The 25,905-nt window shown below is 72.8% G+C and carries 18 protein-coding genes; 4 read left to right on the plus strand and 14 right to left on the minus strand.

The window, feature by feature from the left end:
* Window positions 1–138 precede the first annotated feature (138 nt).
* The 4 genes from ACFQ7Q_RS18640 to ACFQ7Q_RS18655 all read right to left on the minus strand — a co-directional run bounded on the left by ACFQ7Q_RS18640 (window position 139) and on the right by ACFQ7Q_RS18655 (window position 3,733).
* On the minus strand, window positions 139–462 hold the full coding sequence (locus ACFQ7Q_RS18640) for a hypothetical protein (protein ID WP_329116269.1): 324 nt from the start codon (window positions 460–462) through the stop codon (window positions 139–141).
* Window positions 459–827, minus strand: coding sequence for a WhiB family transcriptional regulator (locus ACFQ7Q_RS18645; protein WP_137993472.1), 369 nt, complete (start codon window positions 825–827; stop codon window positions 459–461). The genes ACFQ7Q_RS18640 and ACFQ7Q_RS18645 overlap by 4 nt, the downstream gene beginning before the upstream one ends.
* A gap of 173 nt (window positions 828–1,000) precedes the next feature.
* Window positions 1,001–1,363 (minus strand): hypothetical protein, encoded by a 363-nt coding sequence (locus ACFQ7Q_RS18650; protein ID WP_383556298.1) that lies wholly within the window; start codon window positions 1,361–1,363, stop codon window positions 1,001–1,003.
* Window positions 1,364–1,543: 180 nt separating this feature from the next.
* On the minus strand, window positions 1,544–3,733 hold the full coding sequence (locus ACFQ7Q_RS18655; RefSeq protein WP_383556176.1) for an ATP-dependent DNA helicase UvrD2: 2,190 nt from the start codon (window positions 3,731–3,733) through the stop codon (window positions 1,544–1,546).
* 161 nt (window positions 3,734–3,894) lie between these two features.
* On the opposite strand from ACFQ7Q_RS18655, the gene ACFQ7Q_RS18660 reads away from it, so the two are divergent.
* Window positions 3,895–4,137 carry a mycoredoxin gene (locus tag ACFQ7Q_RS18660; RefSeq protein WP_147981115.1) on the plus strand — a complete coding sequence of 81 codons (243 nt, stop codon included), beginning with the start codon at window positions 3,895–3,897 and terminating at the stop codon, window positions 4,135–4,137.
* A 29-nt stretch (window positions 4,138–4,166) separates the two neighbouring features.
* Here ACFQ7Q_RS18660 and nudC read toward each other — a convergent pair whose 3' ends face one another.
* From nudC to ACFQ7Q_RS18690, 6 genes are all read right to left on the minus strand, one after another.
* The gene (gene nudC, locus ACFQ7Q_RS18665) at window positions 4,167–5,114 is read right to left on the minus strand and encodes an NAD(+) diphosphatase (RefSeq protein ID WP_383556179.1); all 948 of its coding nucleotides are present in this window, start codon (window positions 5,112–5,114) and stop codon (window positions 4,167–4,169) included.
* A 35-nt stretch (window positions 5,115–5,149) separates the two neighbouring features.
* Window positions 5,150–6,583: a dipeptidase gene (locus ACFQ7Q_RS18670; protein ID WP_383556182.1), complete on the minus strand. Its 1,434-nt coding sequence runs from the start codon at window positions 6,581–6,583 to the stop codon at window positions 5,150–5,152.
* A 10-nt stretch (window positions 6,584–6,593) separates the two neighbouring features.
* Window positions 6,594–10,088 carry a UvrD-helicase domain-containing protein gene (locus ACFQ7Q_RS18675; protein WP_383556185.1) on the minus strand — a complete coding sequence of 1,165 codons (3,495 nt, stop codon included), beginning with the start codon at window positions 10,086–10,088 and terminating at the stop codon, window positions 6,594–6,596.
* A gap of 63 nt (window positions 10,089–10,151) precedes the next feature.
* On the minus strand, window positions 10,152–10,994 hold the full coding sequence (locus ACFQ7Q_RS18680; protein WP_383556187.1) for a hypothetical protein: 843 nt from the start codon (window positions 10,992–10,994) through the stop codon (window positions 10,152–10,154).
* 103 nt (window positions 10,995–11,097) lie between these two features.
* Window positions 11,098–14,553, minus strand: coding sequence for an ATP-dependent helicase (locus tag ACFQ7Q_RS18685; RefSeq protein WP_383556190.1), 3,456 nt, complete (start codon window positions 14,551–14,553; stop codon window positions 11,098–11,100).
* A 149-nt stretch (window positions 14,554–14,702) separates the two neighbouring features.
* Window positions 14,703–15,080: an MGMT family protein gene (locus ACFQ7Q_RS18690; RefSeq protein WP_383556193.1), complete on the minus strand. Its 378-nt coding sequence runs from the start codon at window positions 15,078–15,080 to the stop codon at window positions 14,703–14,705.
* Between the two features lie 195 nt (window positions 15,081–15,275).
* Between ACFQ7Q_RS18690 and ACFQ7Q_RS18695 the strand changes: the two genes are divergently transcribed.
* The 3 genes from ACFQ7Q_RS18695 to ACFQ7Q_RS18705 all read left to right on the plus strand — a co-directional run bounded on the left by ACFQ7Q_RS18695 (window position 15,276) and on the right by ACFQ7Q_RS18705 (window position 21,338).
* Window positions 15,276–17,948, plus strand: a complete 2,673-nt coding sequence (locus tag ACFQ7Q_RS18695; RefSeq protein WP_383556301.1) for a lysylphosphatidylglycerol synthase domain-containing protein — start codon at window positions 15,276–15,278, stop codon at window positions 17,946–17,948.
* Between the two features lie 227 nt (window positions 17,949–18,175).
* Complete coding sequence (locus ACFQ7Q_RS18700; protein ID WP_383556195.1) at window positions 18,176–19,744, plus strand: alpha/beta hydrolase; 1,569 nt, start codon at window positions 18,176–18,178, stop codon at window positions 19,742–19,744.
* A 52-nt stretch (window positions 19,745–19,796) separates the two neighbouring features.
* On the plus strand, window positions 19,797–21,338 hold the full coding sequence (locus ACFQ7Q_RS18705) for an alpha/beta hydrolase (protein ID WP_383556197.1): 1,542 nt from the start codon (window positions 19,797–19,799) through the stop codon (window positions 21,336–21,338).
* Window positions 21,339–21,403: 65 nt separating this feature from the next.
* On the opposite strand, the gene moeZ is transcribed toward ACFQ7Q_RS18705, so the two are convergent.
* The 4 genes from moeZ to ACFQ7Q_RS18725 all read right to left on the minus strand — a co-directional run bounded on the left by moeZ (window position 21,404) and on the right by ACFQ7Q_RS18725 (window position 25,904).
* A complete protein-coding gene (gene moeZ, locus ACFQ7Q_RS18710) occupies window positions 21,404–22,582 on the minus strand; it encodes an adenylyltransferase/sulfurtransferase MoeZ (protein ID WP_383556200.1) in 1,179 nt (392 codons plus the stop codon).
* A 63-nt stretch (window positions 22,583–22,645) separates the two neighbouring features.
* The gene (locus tag ACFQ7Q_RS18715) at window positions 22,646–23,395 is read right to left on the minus strand and encodes a spherulation-specific family 4 protein (RefSeq protein ID WP_383556202.1); all 750 of its coding nucleotides are present in this window, start codon (window positions 23,393–23,395) and stop codon (window positions 22,646–22,648) included.
* Entirely contained in the window at window positions 23,383–24,351 is a 969-nt protein-coding gene (locus ACFQ7Q_RS18720) for an NAD-dependent epimerase/dehydratase family protein (protein WP_383556204.1), read from the minus strand. The genes ACFQ7Q_RS18715 and ACFQ7Q_RS18720 overlap by 13 nt, the downstream gene beginning before the upstream one ends.
* Window positions 24,352–24,479: 128 nt before the next feature.
* The gene (locus tag ACFQ7Q_RS18725; protein ID WP_383556206.1) at window positions 24,480–25,904 is read right to left on the minus strand and encodes a hypothetical protein; all 1,425 of its coding nucleotides are present in this window, start codon (window positions 25,902–25,904) and stop codon (window positions 24,480–24,482) included.
* Between the last annotated feature and the right edge of the window lies 1 nt (window position 25,905).

A 25,905-nucleotide genomic window follows, 5' to 3' on the forward strand; every position in this document is an offset into this window, starting at 1 on the left:
CTGGGGGTGAATACTTGGGGCTCTTTGCGGGGGGGGGCTTGTTTAACCTCACCTCCTTTTGTCGGGGGGCGCCGGGGCCGCGCCAACCCCCCGGGGGGGGCGGGTCGGTTGGGCCCGGCCCCCGCGGGGTTCGTTTCGTCAGTGCATGACGGCCATGGCCAGCGCGCGGCGGGCGCGCAGGGAGACGCGCTCGGCACGCCGCTGCATCCGCCGGGCGGCGACCAGGCGCACGGCCTGGCGTTCCGCGTCGGCTTCCCGCAGGCGGTCGTGCATATGAGCACGAGCCAGGGCTTCTGGGATGAGTTGCATCTCACGGGTCCTGTTCTGACGCGAGGCGTTCGCGCCGGTGATGGAAACGTCTGGGGTCGCGGAGCCGGAGGGCTCGCTGGTGGAAGAGGTCATCGGGGCCTGCTTCTGGGGATCGTGCGTGAGGGGTCGGTCGATGGTTCCGGTGACGTTCATGCCGCGACCGGGTTCTTGCGCGGGCGACCACGCGGCCGCTTGCGGGCCACGACGACTCCCTGGACGAACAGCTCGCCGCCCCAGACGCCCCACGGCTCACGCCGCTCCTTCGCGCCGGCGAGGCAGGCCTCCATCAGCGGACAGGTGCGGCAGAGGGACTTGGCGTACTCGACATCGGCCGGGGACTCGGCGAAGAAGACCTCCGGATCGAACGAGCGGCAGGGGACGGGTACGCCGAGGTTCTCGATGGCGTCGTCGAGCGCGGTGAGCGCGGTGAGGGGGGTCAAGGTGGAGTCCTCCGTGAGGCCGGGCGGGGGGATCGTTTCGGAAGGCGGTACGGACGGGGCGTGCGCTTCGAGTTGCACGGTGGTGTTTCCTCGTCTGGTCGTTCCGGCCTGTTGGCCGGGGTTTCGGCTGGTACCGGGTTCTGCTGGTCCCGAGGCCCCTTCGCTCCGTCGTCCCCGTTCGGGGACAAACAGAAGGGCCGCGGATCCCGGGTGGGGTTCCGCGGCCCTGAAGGCGCCGGCCTGATCGTCGATCAGGCTGGATCACTCCAGGGTTCGAGCCCACGGAAGGCCCACATCGTGTGGTGCTGCGTCGTCTGCTGCTTGGTTTCGGCACCGGTCGCCGCAAAGTCATAGGCCTTGGCCTCGACTGCTGCTACTCCTGCTTCCAGTGCCTTGGTCGGTCGCTCATCGCGCTCCATGACGAGCAGGCCCGCAAGGGCGGCGGCCGGCCGCAGGGCAGCGGCGGCGCCGGCCATACCAGCGCCGGACAGACCGGTGCCAGGAAGACCGCTGCCAATGAACGCCGAGCCGGAGAGGCCGAGCGAGCAGGCGGAGACGACCGAGCGATCGGTCATTTTGTCGGTGCTGACGAAGCTGACGTTGGTGCTGTTGATGTTGCTGATCACTGGAATCGCCTCCTCTCGGCGTCTCGGAGGGCTCGGGGTGAGCCGGACCCTCATGTTCATTTGGACAAGTACAGCACGAAGGCAGGGCTTCGAAGAAGCCGCTGTTTCCGTGGTTAAGAACCTATGGGGCTTGACGGGGGGTGCGCAAACTATTTTTCCGACGAGTTTTCAAGAGTCCTCCTCGTCGTCTCCTCCAGGCTCCCCACCTGGCTCTTCGCCCGCGCAGATGGCGAGGACGTCGGCCCCGAAGCGGTCGAGCTTGCGGACGCCGACGCCGGAGATCCCGGCCAGTTCTCCGTCCGTGGACGGCATGCGCTCGGCGATCGCCATCAGCGTCTTGTCGGTGAACACGCAGTACGCGGGCTGCCCGAGCTCCTTGGCCTGGTCGGCGCGCCAGTCGCGCAGCCGCTCGTAGAGCGCCTCGTCCATGTCGGAGGGGCAGTCCTCGCAGCGCATCAGCTTCATCTCGCCGGCTTCGGTGAGCGTGGCGCCACAGACGCGGCAAAGCACCGGACCGCGGTGCTTGCGCCGGGCGGCTCCGCCCCGCTCGATGGAGCCGCCACCGCCCGCGCCGAGACCGCCGAGAGCGCCGGAGCCGGGACGCAGCCCCTTGAGGAACCGGGTGGGGCGCCGGGAGGCGCGGCCGCCCGGGGAGCGGGAGAGCGCCCAGGAGAGCGTGAGGTGCAGCCGGGCGCGGGTGACCCCGACGTACAGCAGGCGCCGCTCCTCCTCGATCTGCTCGTCGGTCTTGGCGTAGGTGATCGGCATCATGCCCTCGGTGAGGCCGACCAGGAAGACGGCGTCCCACTCCAGGCCCTTGGCCGCGTGCAGCGAGGCGAGGGTGACGCCCTGGACGGTCGGGGCGTGCTGGGCGGCGGCCCGCTCGTCGAGCTCGGCGACGAGGTCCGAGAGCGTGGCACCGCTCCTGGCGCGGGCGAAGTCCTCGGCGAGGCGGACCAGGGCGGCGAGGGACTCCCAGCGGTCGCGGACGGCACCGGAGCCGGCGGGCGGTTCGGTGGTCCAGCCCTTGGTGGAGAGCACGGCCCGGACCTGGGAGGGCAGGTCATCGGCGTCGTCGAGAAGGGAGTCGTTGCCCCCGGCGCGGGCGGCGCCGCGCAGGGCGATGCCCGCCTCCCGTACCTCCTGGCGCTCGAAGAAGCGCTCGGCGCCGCGCAGCTGGTAGGGCACTCCGGCGTCGGCGAGGGCCTGCTCGTAGACCTCGGACTGGGCGTTGATGCGGTAGAGCACGGCGATCTCGCCGGCCGGGACACCGGCCGCGATCAGGTCGCGGATGCGGCGGGCGGTGCCCTCTGCCTCGGCGGGCTCGTCGGCGTACTCGGTGTAGCCGGGCTCGGGGCCGGGGTCGCGCTGGGAGATCAGCTCCAGGCGGTGCTCGGCGGCGCGGCCGCGGGCCTGGCTGAGCAGTCCGTTGGCGAGGTGGACGACCTGGGGGGTGGAGCGGTAGTCGCGGACGAGCTTGACCACCGTGGCGTTCGGGTGCCGGGTGCGGAAGTTCAGCAGGTGGTCGGGGGTGGCCCCGGTGAAGGAGTAGATGGTCTGGCTGGCGTCGCCGACGACGCACAGGCTGTCGCGGTCGCCGAGCCACAGGTCGAGGAGCCGCTGCTGGAGCGGGGAGACGTCCTGGTACTCGTCCACCACGAAGTGCTGGTACTGGCTGCGGATCTGGTCGGCGATGTCGTGCCGGTCCTGGAGGATGGCGACCGTGAGCAGCAGCACGTCCTCGAAGTCGATCACCGAGCGGTCGCGCTTGAGCTGCTCGTACATCGCGTAGATCTGGCCGATCTCGGCCGGGTCGCGGGGAGCGTCACGGACCGACTTGGCGACGACCGCGGGATAGTCGGCGGGGACGGTCTGGGTGACCTTGGCCCACTCGATCTCTCCGGTGACGTCGCGCAGCTCGTTGCGGTCGAGCCGGACACGGCAGCGCGCGGCGGCCTCGGCCACGAGCTGGACCTTGCGCTCAAGGAGCCGGGGAAGATCGCCACCGACGACTTTCGGCCAGAAGTACTGGAGCTGGCGCAGGGCCGCGGAGTGGAAGGTGCGCGCCTGCACCCCGCCCGCGCCGAGCTCGCGGAGCCGGCCGCGCATCTCCCCGGCCGCCCGGTTGGTGAACGTGACGGCCAGCACACTGCCGGGCTGGAGTATGCCCGCCCGGACCCCGTACGCGATGCGGTGCGTGATGGCCCGCGTCTTGCCCGTACCGGCTCCCGCCAGGACGCACACCGGACCGTGCAGGGCAAGGGCGACCTCGCGCTGCTCGGGGTCGAGCCCGTCGAGCACCGCGTCGGCCGACTCGGGGACCTGCGGGAAGAGAGTGGAGTGCGTTGCTGCTGTCACCCCGCCATGCTGCCAGGTTCGCGAGGGGCGCCGCGTCGCGTTGTCCACAGGGCCGGGCGTGCGGTCATACGAATCACGCTCTCCCGCATGCGGGAATGGGCACGGGGGCGCGTACGTTCTTTCCCTCGGCACCCACCCCGCGAACAGAGGAGCGCCAGGCCATGCAGGGCACTGTGACGATGTACAGCACCACGTGGTGCGGCTACTGCCGTCGGCTGAAGAGCCAGATGGACCGCGAGGGCATCGCGTACACGGAGATCAACATCGAGCAGGACCCCGACTCGGCCGCGTTCGTGGAGAAGGCCAACGGGGGCAATCAGACCGTCCCGACCGTGCTCTTCGCCGACGGCACGACGCTGACGAACCCGTCGCTCGCCCAGGTCAAGCAGAAGGTCGGCGTCTGACGCGACGCGCCCAGCCATGGGTGCGGGCGTCAGACGACATCGCCCGGCTTCGGCAGCGGCTTGCCGTACCAGAGCTCGATCAGCCGGGAGGCGATCGAGATGCCGTACGGGGGCAGCACCTCGCCGGACTCGAAGGCGGCGGCCAGCTCCTCGCGGGAGAACCAGCGGGCCTCGTGGATCTCCTCGCCGTCCACGTGTATCTCCGAGGAGGTGGCGTGCGCGATGAAGCCCAGCATCAGGCTGGACGGGAAGGGCCAGGGCTGGCTGGCGACGTACTCGACCTCGCCGACCGTGACACCGGCCTCCTCGAAGACCTCGCGGATCACGGCGGTCTCGATCGACTCGCCGGGCTCGACGAAGCCCGCGAGGGTCGAGAAGCGGCCCTCGGGCCAGTGGACCTGGCGACCGAGCAGGATGCGGTCCTGCTCGTCCGTGACGGCCATGATGACCGCCGGATCCGTCCGCGGGTAGTGCTCGGCGCCGCAGGCCTGGCAGCGACGGATGTGGCCGGCGGCCGCGATCACCGTGCGCTCGCCGCAGCGGGAGCAGAAGCGGTGGAGCCGCTGCCAGTTCTCCAGGGCGACGGCGTGCACCATGAGGCCCGCGTCCCTGGGCGAGAGCAGCAGGCCGGCTTCGCGCAGCCCCGCGGGCCGGGCGGACTGGTCCATCCGGCCGGGCAGTGCGTCCTTCTGGAGGGCGAAGTAGGAGACACCGTCGGCGTCCGTGCCCAGGAAGTAGCGGTGCGTCTCGGTGACCGGCGCTTCGAAGGCCGGGGTCATGACGAGCTCGGTGCGGCCGTCGGGGGTGTCGTCGATCAGCACCTGACCGCCGGAGACCACGAAGACGCGGGTCGTGGGGTGGCTCCAGGCCGCCGCGAGCCAGGCCTCGTCGAGACGGTGGTGAGCGGCGCGGTCGATGCCGCTCGGGGCGGTGAGCGAGATCGGCCGGTCCGCGAACTGGCTGTTCAAGGTGGACACAGGTACTTCCAACTCCCCCGGATCGTTGTGTGGGTTCATCGCGCGGCTGTGTGGAGTGCGGCGGGCAGGTCGCTCCACAGATGGGCGGTGGTCTCGACGCCCTTGAGGAGGAGATCGAGCTCGATCTTCTCGTTGGGGGCGTGCCAGCCGTCGGACGGCACCGAGATGCCGAGGAACAGCACCGGTGCGCCCAGGACGTCCTGGAGGTCGGCGGCCGGGCCCGAGCCGCCCTCGCGGGTGTAGCGGACCTTGGCGCCGTCGAAGGCGCGGCTCATCGCGCCCGCGACCGCCTTGAGGGCCGGGTGGTCGAGCGGGGTGAGGCAGGGCCGGGTCGGGGCGCCGAAGACGATCTCGTGGCGGATGCCCGCGGGGACCCGGGCGGCGAGCCAGTCCCGTACGGCGAGCTCGATCTTGTCCGGGTCCTGGCCGGCGACCAGCCGGAAGGAGAGCTTCAGCTGCGCGGAGGCGGGGACGATCGTCTTGCCGCCGGGGCCCTGGTAGCCGCCGCCGATGCCGTTGACCTCGGCGGTCGGGCGGGCCCAGACGCGCTCCAGGGTGGAGAAGCCGGACTCGCCCAGGGTGCCGTGGGACTTGGCGGTGGTCAGCCAGCGCGCCTCGTCGAAGGGCAGCTCGGCGATGAGGGCCCGCTCGGCGTCCGACAGCTCGGTGACACCGTCGTAGAACCCGGCGATCGCGACGTGCTCGTCCTCGTCGTGCAGGGCGGCGACCAGGCGACCGGCGACGGTGGCCGGATTGGGCACGGCGCCGCCGAAGGAACCGGAGTGGATGTCCTGGTCGGGGCCGTACAGCTCGATCTCGCAGTCCGCGACGCCCCGCATCCCGGTGCAGACCGTCGGGGTGTCCTCGGACCACATGCCCGTGTCGGAGACGATCACGGCATCGGCCGCGAGCCGGTCCGCGTGGGCCTCGACGAGGGCCCGGAAGTGCGGGGAGCCCGACTCCTCCTCGCCCTCGACGATCAGCTTGAGGTTGACCGCGGGGGCGGTCCGCCCGGTCGCGGCGAGGTGGGCGCGGACGCCGAGGGTGTGGAAGAAGACCTGGCCCTTGTCGTCGGCGGCACCGCGCGCGTACATCCGGCCGTCGGTGACGTGCGGCTCGAACGGGTCCGTGTGCCAGCCGTCCTCGCGGGCGGCCGGCTGGACGTCGTGGTGGCCGTAGACGAGCACGGTCGGGGCGTCCGGGTCCTCGGAGGGCCATTCGGCGAAGACCGCGGGCGCGCCGTCCGTCTCCCAGACCTCGACCGTCGTGAACCCCGTGTCGGTCAGCTTGTCGGCGAGCCACCGGGCGCTGCGCCGTACGTCCTCGGCGTGGGCGGGCTGCGCCGACACGGAGGGGATGCGCAACCAGGCGGCGAGGTCGTCGAGGAAGGCGGCGCGGTGCTGCTCGATGTACGTGCGTACGGCCTGGGTACGTACGGTCTGGACGGCGTTGTCCGGGGTCTCGCTCATGCTCCTGAGCCTATCCGGCGTCCGGGGCGGGTCTGTCCGGGGTGGGTCCGCCCCGGAGGATCCCCTCCAGCTCGGTACGGCCGGGGAGCCTCCGGGGCCGTACGACCTCTCCCGTCCGTACGTAGACGAAGGCGGCGGCGACCTCGTCGGGGGCGAGGCCGTGCTGCTCGGCCCAGGCGAGACGGTAGATCGCGAGCTGGAGGGGGTCGGCGGTGCGCAGATGGCTCGTCTTCCAGTCGACGATCTCGTACGCGCCGGTGTCCGGGTCGCGGTAGACGGCGTCGATCCTGCCCCGGACGACCCGGCCCGCGAGGGAGAGATGGACGGGGACCTCGACGCGGTACGGGGTGCGGTGGGCGTACGGGGTGAGGGCGAAGGCGTCCTTGAGCGCGTCGAGGTCGCGCTCGTCCACGATCTCCGGTTCGCCGGCGAACTCCTCGCCGCCGGGGAGCTCGTCCGGGCCGAGCATGGGGAGCGGGAGCTCCTCGAACCGCGACTCCACCCACGCGTGGAACCGGGTGCCGCGGCGGGCGGCCGGCTGCGGGGGGCGGGGCATGGGGCGGGCCAGGTCCTGGGCGAAGCCGTCGGGGTCGGCGGCGAGGCGGAGGACCTGGGAGGCGGAGAGGTAGGCGGGCAGGAGGACGTCGCGGGTGGTGGCGCGGGCGCGCCTCAGTTCGGTGGTGAGCGCGGTGAGATCACGGTCCCAGGAGGCGAGGGTTCTCCGGTCCTCCGGGGTGAGTGCCCGCTCGGGGGCCCGGGGGGCGGGGATCTCGTCGGCCATGGGGATCGGGTCCGGCACGGGGATCTCGTCGGCCATGGGGATCTCGTCGGGCTCGGGGGCGTCGTCCCGGAGGAGCTCGTCCTCCCAGAGAGGCTCGTCGTCCCAGACGGGTTCCTCATCGGGCCAGAGGTCCTCGGGGTCCTGGAGTGCGGACCCTTGCGCGGGCAGCGCGTCCGTGGCGTTGTGCCCAGCCGCGCCCGGACCTCGTCCGGGGGTGCCCCCACCGCCCTGCGGAACGATGGCCCACAGCGCCGCCTCGACGGCGGCCGCGGCCTTGCGGCGCCGTACGAGCGACTCCTCGTCCAGCGGCAGGGGCCATGCCTGGTCCGCGAGGTGTTCCGTCAGGGAAGGGTTCTCGGCGTCCTTCTCCGGTTCGTCCGCCCACGCCTCGATCTCGCCGAAGCCTGCCGCGCAGTGGTCGTACAGGGCGTGGAGGAAGTCCGAGGGGCCTCGGGGCTTCTTCTGCGCCGGGCCCCACCAGTGGGCGGAACCCAGGAGGAGGGAGCGGGGGCGGGTGAAGGTCACGTAGCCGAGGCGGAGCTCCTCGGTGTGCTGGTGATCGCGCATCGCCTCCTTGAAGCTCTTCAGGGAGGCCGCGTCCCAGGTCGTGATGGCGGGCAGCGTCGCCGTGTCGCCGCGCAGGGCGTGCGGCAGCACCTGGGGCTGGGAGGTCCACGACTCGCGGGACCTGGTGCTCGGGAACTGGGCGGAAACCAGGCCGGGCACCGCCACGACGTCCCACTCCAGGCCCTTGGACTTGTGGGCGGTGAGGACCTTGACCGTGTTCTCGCCGCCCGGGAGCGCGTTGTCGAGGCCCTTCTCGTACTGCGCGGCGGTGCGCAGGAAGCCGAGGAAGGCCAGCAGGGTCGCCTCTCCGTCCAGGGAGGCGAAGCCGGCCGCTGTGTCGAGGAAGTTCGAGAGGGTTTCGCGGCGCCGGGCGGCGAGGGCGTGCGGGGAGGCGGAGAGCTCGACCTCCAGGCCGGTGGTGGACAGGACCCGGTGCAGGACGTCCATCAGCGGGTCGGCGAGCGAGGAGCGCAGCATGCGCAGTTCCGTGGCGAGCCGGGCGAAGCGAACCCGGGCCTCGACGGAGAACGGCAGGCCGTCGTCCTCGCCGCCGGAGTCGAGGAACGTGTCGAGCGCGTCCGCGAGCGAGATGACCTCGGCGGGGTCGACGCCCTCGACGGCCGCGGCGAGCCGCTGGTCGGCGTCGGCGTCGCCGTCCCGGTCCCGGTGGACGAGCAGCCGGGCGCGGCGGCCGAGGAGGGCCAGGTCGCGCGGGCCGATGCGCCAGCGGGGGCCGGTCAGGAGACGGACCAGGGAGGCGTTGGCGCCGGGGTCCTGGAGGACCTCGCAGACCGCGACCAGGTCGGCGATCTCGGGCAGGTGGAGAAGGCCAGAGAGGCCGACGACCTCGACGGGGACGTCACGGGCCACCAGAGCGGCCTGGATGGCGGGGAAGTCGGTCGCCGTCCGGCACAGGACCGCGATCTCACCGGGCTCCTTGCCCGTGCGGACCAGGTGGGCGAGGGAGTCGGCGAGCCAGTCGATCTCCTCCGCGTGGGTGGGGAGGAGGGCGATCCGTACCGATCCGTCCCGCTCCGCGCCGGGCGCCGGGCGCAGCGCCTCCACGCCCGCGTGCATGGCCCGCAGGGGCGTGGCGAGGCCGTTGGCCAGGTCGAGGAGGCGGCCGCCGCTGCGCCGGTTCTCGGAGAGCGCGTAACGGGTGGCGGGGCTGCCGTCCTCGTACGGGAAGTGGGTGGGGAAGTCGTCCAGGTTGGCGACGGACGCGCCGCGCCAGCCGTAGATGGCCTGGCAGGGGTCGCCGACCGCGGTCACGGCGTGCCCGGTGCCCGCGCCGAAGAGGCCGGAGAGCAGCAGCCGTTGGGCGACGGAGGTGTCCTGGTACTCGTCGAGCAGCACGACCCTGAACTCGTCGCGCAGGATGGCGCCGACCTCCGCGCGCGTGGTGGCGAGTTCGGCGGAGAGGGCGATCTGGTCGCCGAAGTCGAGCAGGTCGCGGGAGCGTTTGGCCGCGCGGTACCGGATCACGAGGTCGAGCAGATCGCGCCGGGCAGCGGCCGTCTCGGGGACCTTGCGCAGGTCGGCGTTGGAGAGTCTGGCGCGGGAGAGGGCGTCGAGCAGATCGGTGTCGTACGCCTTGAGGTCCTCGGGCCGTACGAGATGTTCGGCCAGCTCGGCGTCGAGCGCGAGGAGGTCGCTGACCAGGGTCGGGAACGACTTGGTCAGGGCGGGGTACGGTCCGGGCGCCTCCCGCAGGACGCGCGCGGCGAGCTGGTAGCGGGTGGCGTCGGCGAGGAGGCGGGAGGTGGGCTCCAGGCCGATGCGCAGACCGTGATCGGTCAGGAGCTGCCCGGCGAAGGCGTGGTACGTGGAGATGCGGGGCTCGCCCGGGGGGTTGTCGGGGTCGATGACGTCGGGGTCCGTGACGCCGGCGCGGACGAGGGCGGTGCGGACGCGCTCGGCGAGTTCGCCGGCGGCCTTGTTGGTGAAGGTGAGGCCGAGGACCTGTTCGGGCGCGACCTGGCCCGTGCCGACCAGCCAGACCACCCGGGCTGCCATCACCGTCGTCTTGCCGGAACCGGCTCCGGCCACGATGACCTGCGGGGCGGGCGGCGCGATGATGCAGGCCGTCTGCTCCGGGGTGAACGGGATGCCGAGGAGCTCCTTGAGCTGCTCGGGGTCGGTGATGCGTGCGGTCACCCCAAAGAGGCTAACGGGGACCACCGACAGCGCCGACCACGGCGGAACGCGAGCGGGGGCGCCTCAGGCCGCCCGGGTCGTCGTGCCCTGATCGAGCTTGGTGAGGTCCACGGTCTCGTCCGCGGGCGGCACGACGACCTCGACCGGCTTGTCGTAGTCGGAGAAGTCGAGCGTCCCGGGCTCCTCTCCCCCGGTCTTGACCAGCTTGAGGATGTAGGGCTTGCCCTCCTGGGAGACGGACACCGTGGTCGTCTCGCCGCCGGGCTTCTTCTTCACCAGGGTGGCGACCGGGGTTCCCTCGACCTCGGCGTCGGGGCCCCGGGTCAGGCCCCTGCGCTCGCCGTCGTCCTTGTCCAGGTCGGCGAGGAGATCCTTGAGGTCGCAGACCCCGCTCAGATCGCCACTGCCCGCCTGACCGGGGGTGATCTTCAGCCAGCGGCCCTTGAGGAGCTCGATCGTGGGGCCGATCTGGGGCTCCGGTATCCCCTGGGAGGTCATGGAGACCCGCCAGAACCGCTCGTCGCCCTTCATGTAGGTGATCCCGTCGGTCTGCCGGAGCTCCGCCTTGCCGCCCCCGATCGTCATCCGCCCGGTGCACTCGCGCTTGTCGTTGACGGCGAGGTCGATGTCCAGCGGCTGCCCGTCCGACTCGACCCGGCCGGTCATCCGCAGGGAGGTCGCGGACTGGGTGGCGGTGACGGCCCGGTCGCCGATCTCGTCGGCGGTCAGGCCCGCGAAGGGGTCGGGCGAAGGGCTGGGGGCGGCGGCCTGCGCGTACGCCGGTGGAGGAGGGGCCAGGGCCCCGGCCGCCGGAGCGGCACCGACGAGCACTGCCGTACAGACGGCCGTCGCGCCGGCCGCCACGGTGGCCGTCGCGGTGCGGAGCATTCGTCGCTGGGACGCCATGCGAGCCTCCTCGCGGATTCCCCTGTCCACCAGCGTCACCCCTGGGACGTGCGCCCGCGACTTCGCTACGGCGGGTGGCACCGGCGTCCCGGCACCGGACGGGCTACTCCACGATGTGGCGGCCCTCGGGCTGGGCGCTGCAGGAGGCGCGGAAGGCGCAGTGGGTGCAGTGCTGGCCCGTGGTGGGGGTGAAGCGCTCGTCGAGGACCCGGCCGGCCGCCGTGGCCAGGAGGTCGCCGACCCACTCCCCCGCCAGGGGCTCCTGGGCCTGGACCTTCGGGAGGGTCTCGCCGCCCTCCTTCTTGGGGGCGGGCTGGCGCAGCTGTACGAGTTCGGCGCCGCCGGGGTCGGGGCGGTGGCCGTCGAAGACCTCGTCGAGGGCCCCTTCGCGTACCGCGAGCTGGTACACGGCGAGCTGGGGGTGGTGGGCGACCTCGTCCCTGGTGGGGGCGGACTTGCCGGTCTTGAAGTCGACGACGTAGGCGCGGCCGTGTTCGTCGGTCTCGACGCGGTCCATGGAGCCGCGGATCCGGACCTCGTACGCACCGGCTTCGAGGGTCACGTCGAAGTCGTGCTCGGTCGCGGCGGGCGTGCGGCCGCCGCGGTCCATGACGTGCCAGCGCAGGAAGCGTTCCAGCGCCACGCGCGCGTGCTCCTTCTCCTGCGCGGACTTCCAGGGGGCGTCGAAGGCGAGCCCGTCCCAGACCGAGTCCAGGCGGGCCATGAGGACGTCGAGGTCGGCGGGGGTACGGCCGGAGGCGACCTCGTCGGCGAGGACGTGGACGACGTTGCCGAAGCCCTGCGCGGCGGTGGCGGGGGCGTCGGCCTTGACCTCGCGGCCCAGGAACCACTGGAGGGCGCAGGTGTTGGCGAGCTGGTCGAGGGCGGAGCCGGAGAGGGCGACGGGATGGTCGCGGTCGCGGAGCGGGACCCGGCTGCGGGTGGGTTCGAACAGGCCCCACCAGCGGTCCGGGTGGGCGGCCGGGACCAGCGGCTGACCCTCGTCGTCGGTGAGCGCGGCGAGCCGGGCGAGGCGCTGGGCGGCGGCGGCGCGGAGCGCCTCGGAGACGGCCGGGTCGACGGTGGTGGCGCGCAGTTCGGCGACGAGGGCGGCCACGGCGAGGGGGCGGCGGGGGCGGCCCGGGACGTCCTTCGGCTCCGTGCCGAGTTCGGTGAGGAAGCGGGAGGGCTGGTCGCCGTCGTCGGCGGGGGTCTTGACGGCTGTCACGACGAGCCGGTCGCGGGCGCGGGTGGCGGCGACGTAGAAGAGGCGGCGCTCCTCCGCGAGGAGGGCGCCGGGGGTGAGGGGTTCGGCGAGCCCGTCGCGGCCGATGCGGTCGGCTTCGAGGAGGGAGCCGCGACGGCGGAGGTCGGGCCAGAGGCCCTCCTGGACGCCGGCGACGACGACGAGGCTCCATTCCAGGCCCTTGGCGCGGTGGGCGGTCATCAGACGGACGGCGTCGGGACGGGTCTGGCGCTTGGAGAGGGTGTCGGCGGCGATGTCCTGGGCGTCGAGCTCTTCGAGGAAGTTCAGGGCGCCCCGGCCTCCGACGCGGTCCTCGGCGCGGGCCGCGGCCTCGAAGAGGGCGCAGACGGCGTCGAGGTCGCGGTCCGCGTTGCGGCCCGCCGGGCCGCCGCGGAGGGCCGCGCGCTCCAGCCGGCCGGGCCAGGGGGTGCCGTTCCACAGCAGCCAGAGGGCCTCTTCGGCGGTGCCGCCCGCGGCGAGACGGTTGCGGGCCTGTCGGAGCAGATCACCGAGCCGCTTGGCGCCGCGGGCGTACGACTGGTCGTGCGCGACGAGCCGCTCGGGCTCGGCGAGCGCACGGGCGAGGAGTACGTCGGAGGGCGGCGGCACCTGGTTCCCCCCGGCCCGCTCCTCGTCGCGCAGCGCACGGCCGAGGCGGCGCAGATCGGCGGGATCCATGGCGGCGAGGGGCGAGGCGAGCAGAGTGAGAGCGGTCTCGGTGTCGAGCCAGGCGCCGACGGCCGGGTCCGCCTCCTCGGCACCGGACTCCACGGCGGCACCGTCGGCGGGCGCGGGCGAACCGGCCGGGTCGGCGGCAGCGTCGGCGGGCGCGGGCGAACCGGCCGGGTCGGCGGCAGCGTCGGCGAGCGCGGGCAAACCGGCCAGGTCGTCGGCACCGTCGGCGAGTGCGTCGAAGGGCTCGGTGCCCGGGTCCGCGGGGTCGTCCGTGCCCAGGGGCGCCGCCGCGCGCAGGGCGAGCAGCAGCGGGGCCACCGCCGGTTCGTGGCGGAGGGGGGTGTCGGCGGTGTCGGTCTCCAGGGGGACACCGGCCGAGGTGAGGGCGCGGCGGAGACCCGGGACGGTGGTGCCCGCGCGGACCAGGACGGCCATGTCCTGCCAGGGGACCCCGTCCTCCAGGTGCGCGCGGCGCAGGAGGTCGGCGATGTTGTCGGACTCGGTGGAGGCCGTGGGGTAGGTGTAGACCTCGACCCGGCCGCCCCCGCGCGTCGCCGCCGGCTCCCGGTGGGCGCGGACCTTGTCGCCGGGCAGTCGTGGCAGGGGCATCCGCCGGGTGAGTTCGCGCGTCGCGGCGAGCAGCCCGGCACCCGAGCGGCGGGAGCCCGTGAGGACCCGGACGTCCGAGGGCCGGCCGTCGAGCCGCCGGAAGGCGTCGGGGAAGTCGAGGATGCCGTTCACATCGGCGCCCCGGAACGCGTAGATCGACTGGTCCGGATCGCCGAAGGCGACCACCGTGCGGCCACCCCCCGCCAGCGCGCGCAACAGCCGCACCTGCGCCGGGTCCGTGTCCTGGTACTCGTCCACGAAGACGGCGTCGTAGTCGGGCAGCGTCACGCTCTCCGACAGCAGCACCGCCCGGTGCACGAGCTCCGTGTAGTCGAGGACCCCCTGCAGGTCCAGGACGTCCAGGTACTCCGCCAGGAAGCCGGCCGCCGCCCTCCAGTCCGGGCGCCCCACCCGCTGGGCGAACTCGGCCAGCGCCCGCGGCCCGAGCCCCAGCTCGCGCGAGCGCGCGAGGACGGCCCGCACCTCGTCGGCGAAGCCGCGCGTCGTCAGGCAGGCCCGCAGCTCGTCGGGCCACCGGATCCCCGCGAGCCCGGCCTTCTCCAGGTCGATCTGGCCCGCGAGCAGCTCCCGTACGAACAGGTCCTGCTCCGGTCCCGACAGCAGGCGCAGCGGCTCGGCGAAGAGTTCGGCGTCCTGGTGGGCGCGGATCAGGGCGTAGCAGTACGAGTGGAAGGTCGTCGCCTGCGGAGGTCGCGATCCTCCCAGCCGCGCCGCCATCCGGTCGCGCAGCTCCACGGCGGCCTTGCGGCTGAAGGTGAGGACGAGGATCCGCTCCGGGTCCGTCCCCTTCTCGACGCGGGCCGCCACCGCCTCCACCAGCGTCGTCGTCTTGCCGGTGCCCGGTCCCGCGAGGACGAGCAACGGTCCGCCCGTGTGGTCAACCACTTCTCGCTGCGCTGCGTCCAGCAGAGGGGGATCCACCTGGGTCGGGGCCGTCCGCACCAGTCGGTACGCGCCCGCGGTCCGCCCCTGGTACGGCGTGCGCCGGGTGGTGGAGGAGGAACTCACGTGGATCGACCGGTCCTGAGCGAAGAGGTGGAGAGGTGTACGGGGCGAACGACGACGTTACGGGAAACGGAGGGCGTCCGAGCGGTACTCCGTACGGGCCTCCGCGCCCTCATCGGGCCGCCCAACCCGTCCTGCCATGGGCGATCCCCTCACGTGTGAGTTCCCGCACGCGGATCCGGGCCGGCGCCGTCCGTGCCGTCCCACCGCGCCCGCCGCATGTCGAGCCTGGGTACGTGCCCCTCGGCGCTGCGCCCTGCCTGGCGCAGCGGGGTGCCCTCGTCCCGGTAGTGACCGAGGGCGCGCAGCTCGTGACCGGGCAGCAGAGTGCCGTCGGAGCGCACCACACGCCACCACGGCACGGCCCCGCCGTACAGCGCCATCACCCGGCCGACCTGGCGCGGTCCGCCCTCGCCGAGCCATTCGGCCACGTCCCCGTAGGTCATCACCCGGCCCGGCGGGATCAGCTCGGCGACTTCAAGGACCCGCTCCGCGTACTCCGGAAGCTCCTCCACGCTCATCCGCCCCATCCTGCCTCACCCCACCGACAACCCCACCGACAAGGCCCTGATGCCTCCGTCGGGCGCCGCTTCGTGCCACCATCGTCCGGGCGGTGACTGGTGATACGAGATCAAGAGCGACAAGACGACCGAGAAGAACAACAATTCGAAATGCGGGACGCGTCGCACGACGAGCACGCGGCACAAGCAGAGACGGACACGGTGATGGGGTACGACGCTCGGCCTCCTGAGGAGGGGGCTCACCCCGACCTGCCCTCGCCCGAGGGGGAGCCGAGCGAGCCCGTCTCGCAGGACGAACCGCTGCTCGCCGCCCGTGTGCACCGTCCCTCCGACCTGATGCGGCTGCTCGTCGGCGTCCTCGCGATCGCCCTCGTCATCGCCATCGCCGCCTTCGCCCACGGCACCACCTCGGGTCTCGAACAGGACATCAACAAGGGCGCCGGCGGCGCGCCGGACGTCTTCGTCAAGATCGCCGGCCTGGTCTCCAGCATCGCCGTCCTGCTCGTACCGGTGGCCTTCGCCATCGAGCGGCTGATCAAACGGGACGGACTGCGGATCGCCGACGGCGTCCTCGCCGCCGTGCTCGCCCACGGCGTCACCCTCGCCACCGACCTCTGGGTCGCCAAGGCGGCGCCCGGCACCATCCAGGACGCGCTGACCCAGCCGGCCACGGGCGGCGGGCTCACCGACCCGGTGCACAACTACCTCGCGCCCGTCATCGCGTACATGACCGCCGTCGGCATGGCCCGGCGCCCGCGCTGGCGGGTGAGCCTGTGGGCGGTGCTGCTGCTCGACGCGTTCACGATGCTGGTCGCCGGGTACACCACCGCGTTCTCCATCATCCTGACCGTGCTGATCGGCTGGACCGTCGCGTACGGAACGCTGTACGCGGTCGGCTCCCCCAACGTCCGCCCCACCGGGCAGACGCTCCTGGCCGGTCTGCGCCGGGTCGGCTTCCGACCCGTCACGGCGCTGCGTGCCGAGGGCGTGGGCGTGCCCGACTCGGCGGACAGCGGCGACCGCGGCCGCCGCTACATCGTCACGCTGGAGGACGGGCCGCCGCTCGACGTCACCGTCGTGGACCGGGAGCAGCAGGCGCACGGCTTCTTCTACCGGGTCTGGCGCAGGATCACCCTGCGCGCGATCACCACCCGCCGGTCGATCGTCTCGTTGCGCCAGGCGCTGGAGCAGGAGGCCCTCCTCGCGTACGCGGCGATCGCCGCCGGGGCGAACGCGCCGAAGCTGATCGCCACCTCCGAGCTCGGTCCGGACGCCGTGATGCTCGTCTACGAGCACCTGGGCGGCCGGACCCTGGACTCGCTGGACGACGAGGAGATCACCGACGGGCTGGTGCGCAGCGCCTGGCGGCAGGTCCGCGCGCTCCAGTCGCGCCGGATCGCGCACCGCAGGCTCGCGGGCGACGCGATTCTGGTGGATCGTTCCGGCAAGGTGATCCTGACGGATCTGCGGGGCGGTGAGATCGCCGCAGGCGACCTGATCCTGCGGATGGACATCGCCCAGCTGCTCACCACCCTCGGTCTGCGGGTGGGCGCCGAGCGCGCGGTGGCCGGTGCCGTGGACGTGCTCGGCCCGGACGCGATCGCCGACTGTCTCCCCCTCCTCCAGCCGATCGCGCTGAGCCGCTCCACGCGCGCGACGCTCAGGAGGCTGGCCAGGGAGCGGTCGAAGCGCGAGCGCGAAGCCGTCCTGGAGGCCTCCGAGGCGGCCAAGCGGGCCCGGGTGGAAGCGGCGGCCTCCGACGCGGGCTCGGCCGAGGCCAAGATCGACCGCAAGTCCGACCGGAAGCTGGAGAAGGCGGAGAAGCAGGCCGAGAAGCGGGCCATCGACGAGGCGCTCGACGAGGCCCGCGACGAGGACCTGCTGGCGCAGATCCGTCGGCAGGTGCTGCTGATCCGGCCCCAGGCCCCGGTCGAACCGGTCCGTCTGGAGCGGATCAAGCCGCGCACGCTCATCAGTCTCATCGCCGGCGCCGTCGCCGCGTACTTCCTGCTGTCGCAGATCGCCCGGACGCCGCTGTCCACGATCAGCTCGGCCGACTGGCGATGGGTGGCGGCGGCCGTGCTGTTCTCGGCGCTGAGCTACATCGCCGCCGCGATGAGCCTGCTCGGCTTCGTACCGGAGCGGGTCGGGTTCTGGCGGACCGTGGTCGCGCAGGTGGCCGGGTCGTTCGTGAAGATCGTCGCTCCGGCGGCGGTCGGCGGTGTCGCGCTGAACACCCGGTTCCTCCAGCGCTCGGGAGTGCGGCCGGGGCTCGCGGTGGCGAGCGTCGGCGCGTCGCAGCTCTTCGGGCTCGGGGCGCACATCCTGCTGCTGCTCGCCTTCGGCTATCTGACCGGTACGGAGAAGTCGCAGTCGTTCACCCCGTCGAGGACGGTCATCGCCGGTCTGCTGACGGTCGCGGTCCTGGTGCTGGTGGTGACCGCCATCCCGTTCATGCGGAAGTTCGTCTCCACGCGGCTGCGGTCGCTGTTCGCGGGTGTCGTGCCGCGCATGCTGGACGTGCTCCAGCGGCCGCTGAAGCTGCTCACGGGCATCGGCGGGATGCTGCTCCTGACCGGTGTGTTCGTGCTCTGTCTCGACGCGTCGATCCGGGCGTTCGGGCACGAGAGCCAGGGACTCAGTTACGCCAGCGTGGCGGTCGTCTTCCTCGCGGGCAACGCGCTCGGCTCGGCGGCGCCGACGCCCGGCGGTGTGGGCGCGGTCGAGGGTGCGCTGACCCTCGGTCTGGTCGCGGTCGGCCTCCCCATCGAGGTCGCGACGCCGGCGGTGCTGCTGTACCGGCTCCTGACCCTGTGGCTGCCGGTGCTGCCGGGGTGGTTGTGCTTCAACTGGCTGACGAAGCGGGGCGCGCTCTAGCCGCCGACGGGCGGGAGCGGGCGGCGTCGGGAGCTCGTACGGAGTCCGCGGGCCGGGCAAGAGCGGGCGGCGGGGCTCGTGCGCAGTCCGCGGGCCGGGCAAGAGCGGGCGGCGGGGCTCGTGCGCAGTCCGCGGGCCGGTCGCGCGGTTCCCCGCGCCCCGGGGTCGTGACACCCGTGTGGGTGCCCGCCCGCGCGGGGTGGCTTTGTTCGGCTCACCATGGATTCATGCCGATCTCCGCCGCGCAGCGTGCCGCCCTGCTCACCGCGACCACCATGGTGCTCGCCGTCGGCGTCGTCGGATGCTCGGACAGCGGCGGAACGGCCTCCGACTCGCCCACGGATCTCTCCGGATTCGCCACGCAGGAGCTGGAGTGGGCCGCCTGTCCGCCCCCGTCCGCCGCGGAGGGCGGCGGCACCGCGCCCTCCCCGCTGCCCGGCGGGACCGCCTGGGAGTGTTCGTTCATGGACGCGCCGCTCGACTACGCGGACCCCGGAGGCGAGACCATCGAGCTGGCCCTGATCCGCGCCCGGACCAGCAATCCCGACCAGCGGATCGGCTCCATGATCTACAACTTCGGCGGGCCCGGCGGCTCCGGCGTCACCGGTCTGCCGTCCTTCGCCCCGGACTACGAGAAGCTCCGCACACGCTACGACCTCGTCTCCTTCGACCCCCGTGGCGTCGGCCGCAGCGCGGACGTCCAGTGCCTGACCGACAAGGAGCTGGACGCCTACTACGCGATGGACTTCACCCCGGACGACGCCTCCGAGGAACGGACGATGTCCGACGCCCAGAAGAAGTACGCCGCCGGCTGCGAGAACGAGTCCGGCACCGTCCTCCCCCACGTCGGCACCGAGAACGCCGCCCGCGACCTGGACCTGATGCGCCAGGTCCTCGGCGACGAGAAGCTCCACTACTTCGGCATCTCGTACGGCACACAACTGGGCGGTGTCTACGCCCACTTGTTCCCGAAGAACGTCGGCCGCGCCCTCTTCGACGCGGTCATCGACCCGAACTCCGGCACGGAGGAAGGCGCGCTCGGCCAGGCCCAGGGCTTCCAGCTCGCCCTCGACAACTTCGCCAAGGACTGCGTGGCCCGCGGCGACGCCTGCACACTGCCCGGCTCGACGGTCGCCGAGATCGAGGCGTTCATCATCGGCCTCCTCGACGAGCTCGACGAGAAGCCGATCCCCGGGATCGGGGACCGCAAGCTCACCCAGACCCAGGCCACCAACGGAATCGCGCAGGCCCTGTACTCCAAGGAGTTCTGGCAGTACCTGGAGCAGGGGCTCGACTCGGCCGATGGCGGCGACGGCGGACTGCTGCTCGCCCTCTCCGACTCCATGAACGGGCGTGACCAGAACGGCAGTTACAGCAACATCCAGGCGGCCAACGCGGCCATCAACTGCGTGGACTTCAAGGAGCGCTTCACCCTCGGCCAGGCAAAGGAACGGCTCCCGGAGTTCCAGAAGGCCTCCGCCGTCTTCGGGGACTACATGGGCTGGGCCCTGTCGGGCTGCTCCCAGTGGCCGGTTCCGGGCGCCTGGGAGCACCCAGACGTCTCGGCGCCCGGCTCCGCCCCGATCCTGGTGCTCGGCACGACGGGCGACCCGGCGACCCCGTACGGGGGAACCCGGGCGATGGTGGACGCGCTCGGCGAGGGCGTCGGCGTGGAACTGACGTACGAGGGCGAGGGGCACGGCGCGTACAACGGCGGCAACGCATGCGTGCAGAACACCGTCAACGCGTACTTCCTGGAGGGGAAGGTGCCGGCCTCCGGGACCGTCTGCAAGTAACGCACCGCGGCGCCTAGGATGGCGGCTTCGGGTCCGGATCACGGGGGTTTTCTTGTCCATACGGATACGAGTGGCGGCCGTGGCCGTCACCGGGCTGCTGGTCGCGGGCTGCACGAGCACCGGGACGCCCACCGAGACGCCCCGCAGCATCGGCAAGACGCCGCCGAGCGCGGACGACAAGCAGCCGAAGGACGTCGAGCTGCCCGCCTCGCTCACCGGGCAGCGCCCCGAGTGGAAGCCCTGCGCCGCGCCCGAGGGCGGCGAGAAGCCCGGCGCCGACTGGCGCTGCGCCGAGGTGCGGGTCCCGCTCGACTACCGGCGGCCCGAGGGCGAGACGATCCCGGTCGCGCTGATCCGCAAGGAGGCCCGCGACAAGAACCGGCGGATCGGCTCCCTGCTCTTCAACTTCGGCGGCCCCGGCGCCTCCGGCGTCGAGATACTCCCCCGCGCGGCCCAGGAGTACAGCGGGCTGAACCGCCGCTACGACCTGGTCGGCTTCGACCCCCGCGGCGTCCGGCAGAGCGCCGGTGTCGTGTGCCGGGACGACAAGGAGCTGGCCGCCGCGGAGACCGTCGACGCGACGCCGGAGACGCCGGCGGAGGAGGTCGCGTTCCGCGCGGACGGCACCTCCTTCGGCGCCGGGTGCGCCCGCCGCTCCGGCAAGGTCATCCCGCACACCACCACCAGCAACACCGCCCGTGACCTGGACCTGGTCCGGCACGTCCTCGGCGACGACAAGCTGAACTACTTCGGCATCTCCTACGGGACCCAGCTCGGCGGCGCCTACGCCCATCTGTTCCCTGCGCACGTCGGCCGGACGGTCCTCGACGCGGTCGTCGACCCGACCGCCGACACCGCGGGCCATGCCCGCAACCAGACGATCGGCTTCCAGCGCGCCCTGGACAACTATCTGAAGAGCACCGGCGAGGACCCGGAGAAGGGGACGGCCCGCATCGCCCGTCTGCTGGAGCGCCTGGACGGCGACCCGCTGATCGTCGGCGACCGGAAGCTCACCGACGGTCTGGCACTCACCGGCATCGCGGTCACGCTCTACTCGGAGAGCAGCTGGCCCCTGCTGACCTCCGCCCTGGAGCAGGCCCGGAACCGCAACGGCGCGGAGCTGCTCGCCCTGGCCGACCTGTACAACGACCGGGACGCGTCCGGGCACTACTCGACCCAGTCCCACTCCCAGCGGGCGATCTCCTGCGCCGACTCCGCCGAGCGGGCCACGATCGACCAGGCGAAGACGCTGCTGCCGGAGTTCCGCAAGCTCTCGCCGGTCTTCGGCGCGTTCCTGGCCTGGGACACGGCCGGCTGGTGCGCGCAGTGGCCGGTCGAGGGCGAGCGGGTCGACCCGGACGTGAGCGCGCCCGGTGCCGGCCCGATCCTGGTCGTCGGTACGACCGGCGACCCGGCGACCCCGTACGAGGGGGCCGAGCGGATGGCGAAGGAGCTGGGCACCGGCGTCGGCGTCCTGGTCAGCAACGAGGGCGAGGGCCATGGCGCCTACGGCACGTCGCCCTGTGTGACGCGGACGGTCGACGCCTATCTCCTGGACGGCACGGTCCCGAAGTACGGCACGCGCTGCTCCTAGTCGGAGGTACGAGAAGGGCCCGGACCTGATGTGAGGTCCGGGCCCTTCTCGTACACCTGCGCGGTCTAGTAGACCGGCTTCTCGGGCTCGATCTGGTTCACCCAGCCGATGACGCCGCCGCCGACGTGCACCGCGTCCGCGAAGCCCGCGGACTTGAGCACGGCGAGGACCTCCGCACTGCGGACACCCGTCTTGCAGTGCAGGACGATCCGCTTGTCCTGCGGGAGGTCCTGGAGGGCGTTGCCCATCAGGAACTCGTTCTTCGGGATCAGCCGCGCGCCGGGGATCGAGACGATCTCGTACTCGTTGATCTCCCGGACATCGATGATGTCGATGTTCTCGCCCTCGTCGATCCACTCCTTGAGCTGCTTGGGAGTGATCGTCGAGCCGAGCGCCGCCTCCTGGGCCTCCTCGGACACGACACCGCAGAAGGCCTCGTAGTCGATGAGCTCGGTGACGGTCGGATTCTCACCGCAGACCGCGCAGTTCGGGTCCTTGCGGACCTTCACCTGGCGGTACTGCATCTCCAGGGCGTCGTAGATCATCAGTCGGCCGACCAGCGGGTCGCCCACGCCGGCCAGGACCTTGATCGCCTCGGTGACCTGGATGGAGCCGATGGACGCGCAGAGCACGCCCAGGACGCCGCCCTCGGCGCAGGACGGGACCATGCCCGGCGGCGGGGGCTCCGGGTAGAGGCAGCGGTAGCAGGGGCCGTACTCGGACCAGAAGACGGAGGCCTGGCCGTCGAAGCGGTAGATCGAGCCCCAGACGTACGGCTTGTTCAGCAGCACGCACGCGTCGTTGACGAGGTAACGCGTGGCGAAGTTGTCCGTGCCGTCGACGATCAGGTCGTACTGGCTGAAGATGTCCATCACGTTCTCGGCCTCGAGCCGCTCTTCGTGGAGGATCACGTTCACGTACGGGTTGATGCCGAGCACCGAGTCCTTGGCGGACTCCGCCTTGGAGCGGCCGATGTCCGCCTGGCTGTGGATGATCTGGCGCTGCAGGTTCGACTCGTCGACCTCGTCGAACTCCACGATGCCGAGCGTGCCCACACCGGCCGCGGCCAGGTACATCAGGGCCGGCGAACCGAGGCCACCGGCGCCCACACAGAGCACCTTGGCGTTCTTCAGCCGCTTCTGCCCGTCCATCCCGACATCCGGGATGATCAGGTGGCGGGAGTACCTGCGGACCTCGTCTACGGTGAGCTCGGCAGCCGGCTCGACCAGGGGTGGCAGCGACACGGGGGCTCCGTTGGTCGGTATGTCAGTACGGTTGTTCTCCCCGTAACACTGCCACGCCCCTTCTCATTCCGAGACACCCGGTCCAATGCGCGAGACGATTTCGTCCCAGTAGCCGGGCAGAGTTTGGAATGGGTCGTTTTGTCCCGCACGGTCCACGTGGTCCGTGAAGAAGATCGTTCCCGCTCCCTGCCAGCGGGCGATCCGCATCGCCTCTTCCAGATGACTGCGCGGCACTCCGTGGACGAGATGGACGAACTTCTCCGGCGGGTACTCGGCGGTCCACTCGGCCACCTGCGACCAGCGGTAGTCCGTCCACGGCCCGGAGAAGGTGACCAGCTGGTCGGCCGTCTCGGCGTAGCCCGGGTACGGGTGGGTGCCATGGCCGAGGACGAGATGGGCCTCGCCGTCGAGGACCGCCTCCAGGGTGGCCGTGACGCGCCGCACCTCGGGCAGGTCGACCCGGTCGGTGGGGCACCGGTCCAGGTAGAAGCCGTCGACCTTGTACCAGTCGAGGAAGCGGTGGGCGTCCGAGACGATCTCGCCGAACTCGCGCGAACCGTGGCAGAGGTCCAGATGCCCGAGGACCCGGATCCCCGCGTTCCGCAGCCGGCCGGCCGCCTCCAGACAGTGCGGGTCGGGCCGGTCCCCCGGCCCCCCGGCGACGTTGAGCACGGCCCAGTGCAGAGGGGTGCCGGGGCGGGTCAGTTCGGCCCATTCGACGGGCGCGAGCAGCGGGTGGGCGTAGCCGGGGACCCCGAAGCCCAGCTCCGCCATCTGTACGGCCCCGGTGGTGCTCGTGGTCAGATGCGACATGCCGCCTCCATCCAGATGTCGGCGAGCGACTCCTCCAGGTTGATCCTGGGGCGCCAGCCGAGCCGGTCGCGTGCGGTGCGGACGTCGGCCTGCTGCCAGCTGCCGCAGCCGTCGGGGTACGGGTACGGCGCGGCGGCCAGTTGTTCGGCGATGGTCTCGGTGCGGGGGGCGCCGATGACGGGTCGCTGGGGCGGGCCGTGCGGGCCGTCGAGTTCGTGGAGGGTCCCGGCGAATCCGGCGACGCGGGCCAGCACGGCGGCGGCGTCGCGCAGCCTGACCGCGCGGCCGGTGCCGATGTTGACGACGCCCTGCGCCGCGGAGAGCGAGGCCGCGTGAACGGCGCGGGCCACGTCCCGTACGTCGACGAAGTCGCGCTGCACGCCGAGGCCGCTGAGCTTGAGCTCGCCGTCGCCCGCCTGCATGGCGCGGCGCATGGCCTCGGCGAGACGGCCGAGCGGGGAGCCGGCGGGAGTGCCGGGACCCACGGGCGAGAACACCCGGAGCACCACGGCGTCGAGCCCCGAGCCGAGGACGAGTTCGGTCGCCGCCAGTTTCGACACCCCGTAGGGGCCGCCGGGGCGGGGGACGGCGTCCTCGGCGGTGGAGGATCCGGGCTGGCTCGGCCCGTACTCCGAGGCGCAGCCGACCTGGACGAGCCGGGCGCCGCAGCCGCTGCGGCGCAGGGCCTCGCAGACCGTCGCGACGGCGACGGTGTTGTGCCGGGTCAGTTCGCGGGCGCCGCCGCGGGTGGCGCCGGCGCAGTTGACGACGACTCCGGGGTGGACGGCGTCCAGGAACCGGGTCAGGGCACCGGGGCTGCCGCCGGCGAGGTCGAACCGTACGTCGGCGTCGTCGCCCCGCCCGAGTGCGGTGAGGTGCACGGCCGGGTCGGCGAGCAGCCGGTCGGCGACGAAGCGGCCGAGGAATCCATTGGCTCCGAGCAGCAGAACCCTCATCGTGCGGCCCCTTCGTGCCGACCGGCCGTTGCTGGGCGTTGGGAGGTCATGTCTCTTTCGTCTCCTTGGGATGGGGTCCTGCGCGGTGGGTGCGCCCGCGGCGTCGGCTCCGCGGGTGCGCCGGGGGTTCAGGTGCCGGTGGCGGCGTGGGCCGAGGCCCGGGAGAGGGCGGCGGTGGCGTGGGCCAGCAGGCCGAGCGCCGCGGCGCCGCAGACGAGGGTGGGTACGGCTCCGGGTCCCCAGATGTCGGCGAGGGCGCGGACCGGGACGGCGAGGAGGTCGCAGCCGGGCATGCGGCCCGCCAGGACGCTCGCGAGGGCGAGCGCCTCGGCGGCGCAGGCGGCGGCGAGGCAGCTCGCGGCGGTCTCGGGATACCCGTGGACGGCGAGGAGCCGGGCGAGCAGGAGCAGAGCGCCGAGGGCGAGGGCGCCGGGCGCGAAGCCCGTCAGGCCCAACAGGCCCGCGAGGGCGGTCAGATGGAGGGCGACGGTGGCCAGGAGCAGCGGGCGGGTGCCGGCGGCGAAGTCCTCCAGCCCCCGGCTGGCGGCGAGCCGGCGGCGGGCCCTTGCGGCGAAGAACCGGGCGCACCAGGCGGCGGGGGCGACGGCGAGTGCGAGACCGAGAAGGGGCTGAAGCGTGATGTCCCAGGCGCCGTCGGGCCCGCCGGCGAGCACCTGCCGGAGAAGGCCGTCCCCGCCGACCGCGTACGCGAGGAGCCAGAGGGTCCAGACGCGGGCGGCGGGGACGGTGCGGCCGGCGGCGCGCAGGGGGCCGCGCCGGACGGCGACGGCGAGTGCGGCGGCCAGGCCGAGGGCCCCGGCCGCGCCGACGGCGAGGCGCACGGGCCCTTCGGTGAGCGCGAGTCCGGTGACGGTGAGGGCGGTGACGGCGCCGGGCGCGAGGGCGGCAACGGTCCACCCTGCCCACCCGGAGCGCTCGACACCCTCGGTCGCGGGACGCGGGGGCGCCCCGTTCCGCCGGGGCACGCGCGCGTACAGCTCCTCGGCGAGCGAGAAGACGTCCCGATGCCGGAACCGCGCCGCGGTCCGGTCGGTGACTCCATGGGCCTCAAGACCGGCGGCGATCTCCAGCGGATCGACGGCCCGCTCGCACAGCTCCCGGTGCCGGTGCATGAGCGCCTTGACGGGATCGGCGGACCGCCGCCGCCGGCTCTTGCCGACGGGTTCGTGCCCGGCGGCCGGCGCGGGGGCCTCGTCACCGCGGGCGGCATGCGGGTGCGGTGCGGCCTGAGGCTTCGCGTCCTGGCCGCCGACCGCCCTCAGGTCGAGGTCCGTGCCGCGCCGGGCGAGGTCTCCGGACTCCGCCGTGGCGGGCCTCGCGCCGGGCACGGTGGCGCCCGTCCCCGTGCCGGCGGGTCCGAGCGGGCCCGCGGGAGCGGTGTCGGTCGTTCCCGGCAGGGTCCGGCGGGCCCACCCCGGGGTCGCCGCCGGCGGCTGCCCGTCGGTCTTCACGGAGACCGTCACGGCCACGGTCAGCGCCGTCGTCTCGAGGAGCGCCTCGGCGTGGGAGTCCGAGGCGGCGGGGCCGCGCATG

It is taken from the genome of Streptomyces sp. NPDC056527 (assembly GCF_042794475.1).
In the GTDB taxonomy this organism is placed as follows: Bacteria; Actinomycetota; Actinomycetes; order Streptomycetales; family Streptomycetaceae; genus Streptomyces.

Excerpts from the sequence above, each read along its gene's own strand:
- ACFQ7Q_RS18640 (WP_329116269.1), bottom strand. The coding sequence starts at position 462 with ATGAACGTCACCGGAACCATCGACCGACCCCTCACGCACGATCCCCAG.
- ACFQ7Q_RS18660 (WP_147981115.1), top strand. The coding sequence starts at position 3,895 with ATGCAGGGCACTGTGACGATGTACAGCACCACGTGGTGCGGCTACTGC.
- ACFQ7Q_RS18670 (WP_383556182.1), bottom strand. The coding sequence starts at position 6,583 with ATGAGCGAGACCCCGGACAACGCCGTCCAGACCGTACGTACCCAGGCC.
- ACFQ7Q_RS18680 (WP_383556187.1), bottom strand. The coding sequence starts at position 10,994 with ATGGCGTCCCAGCGACGAATGCTCCGCACCGCGACGGCCACCGTGGCG.
- ACFQ7Q_RS18690 (WP_383556193.1), bottom strand. The coding sequence starts at position 15,080 with ATGGGGCGGATGAGCGTGGAGGAGCTTCCGGAGTACGCGGAGCGGGTC.
- ACFQ7Q_RS18695 (WP_383556301.1), top strand. The coding sequence starts at position 15,276 with ATGGGGTACGACGCTCGGCCTCCTGAGGAGGGGGCTCACCCCGACCTG.
- ACFQ7Q_RS18700 (WP_383556195.1), top strand. The coding sequence starts at position 18,176 with ATGCCGATCTCCGCCGCGCAGCGTGCCGCCCTGCTCACCGCGACCACC.
- ACFQ7Q_RS18715 (WP_383556202.1), bottom strand. The coding sequence starts at position 23,395 with ATGTCGCATCTGACCACGAGCACCACCGGGGCCGTACAGATGGCGGAG.
- ACFQ7Q_RS18720 (WP_383556204.1), bottom strand. The coding sequence starts at position 24,351 with ATGAGGGTTCTGCTGCTCGGAGCCAATGGATTCCTCGGCCGCTTCGTC.
- ACFQ7Q_RS18725 (WP_383556206.1), bottom strand. The coding sequence starts at position 25,904 with ATGCGCGGCCCCGCCGCCTCGGACTCCCACGCCGAGGCGCTCCTCGAG.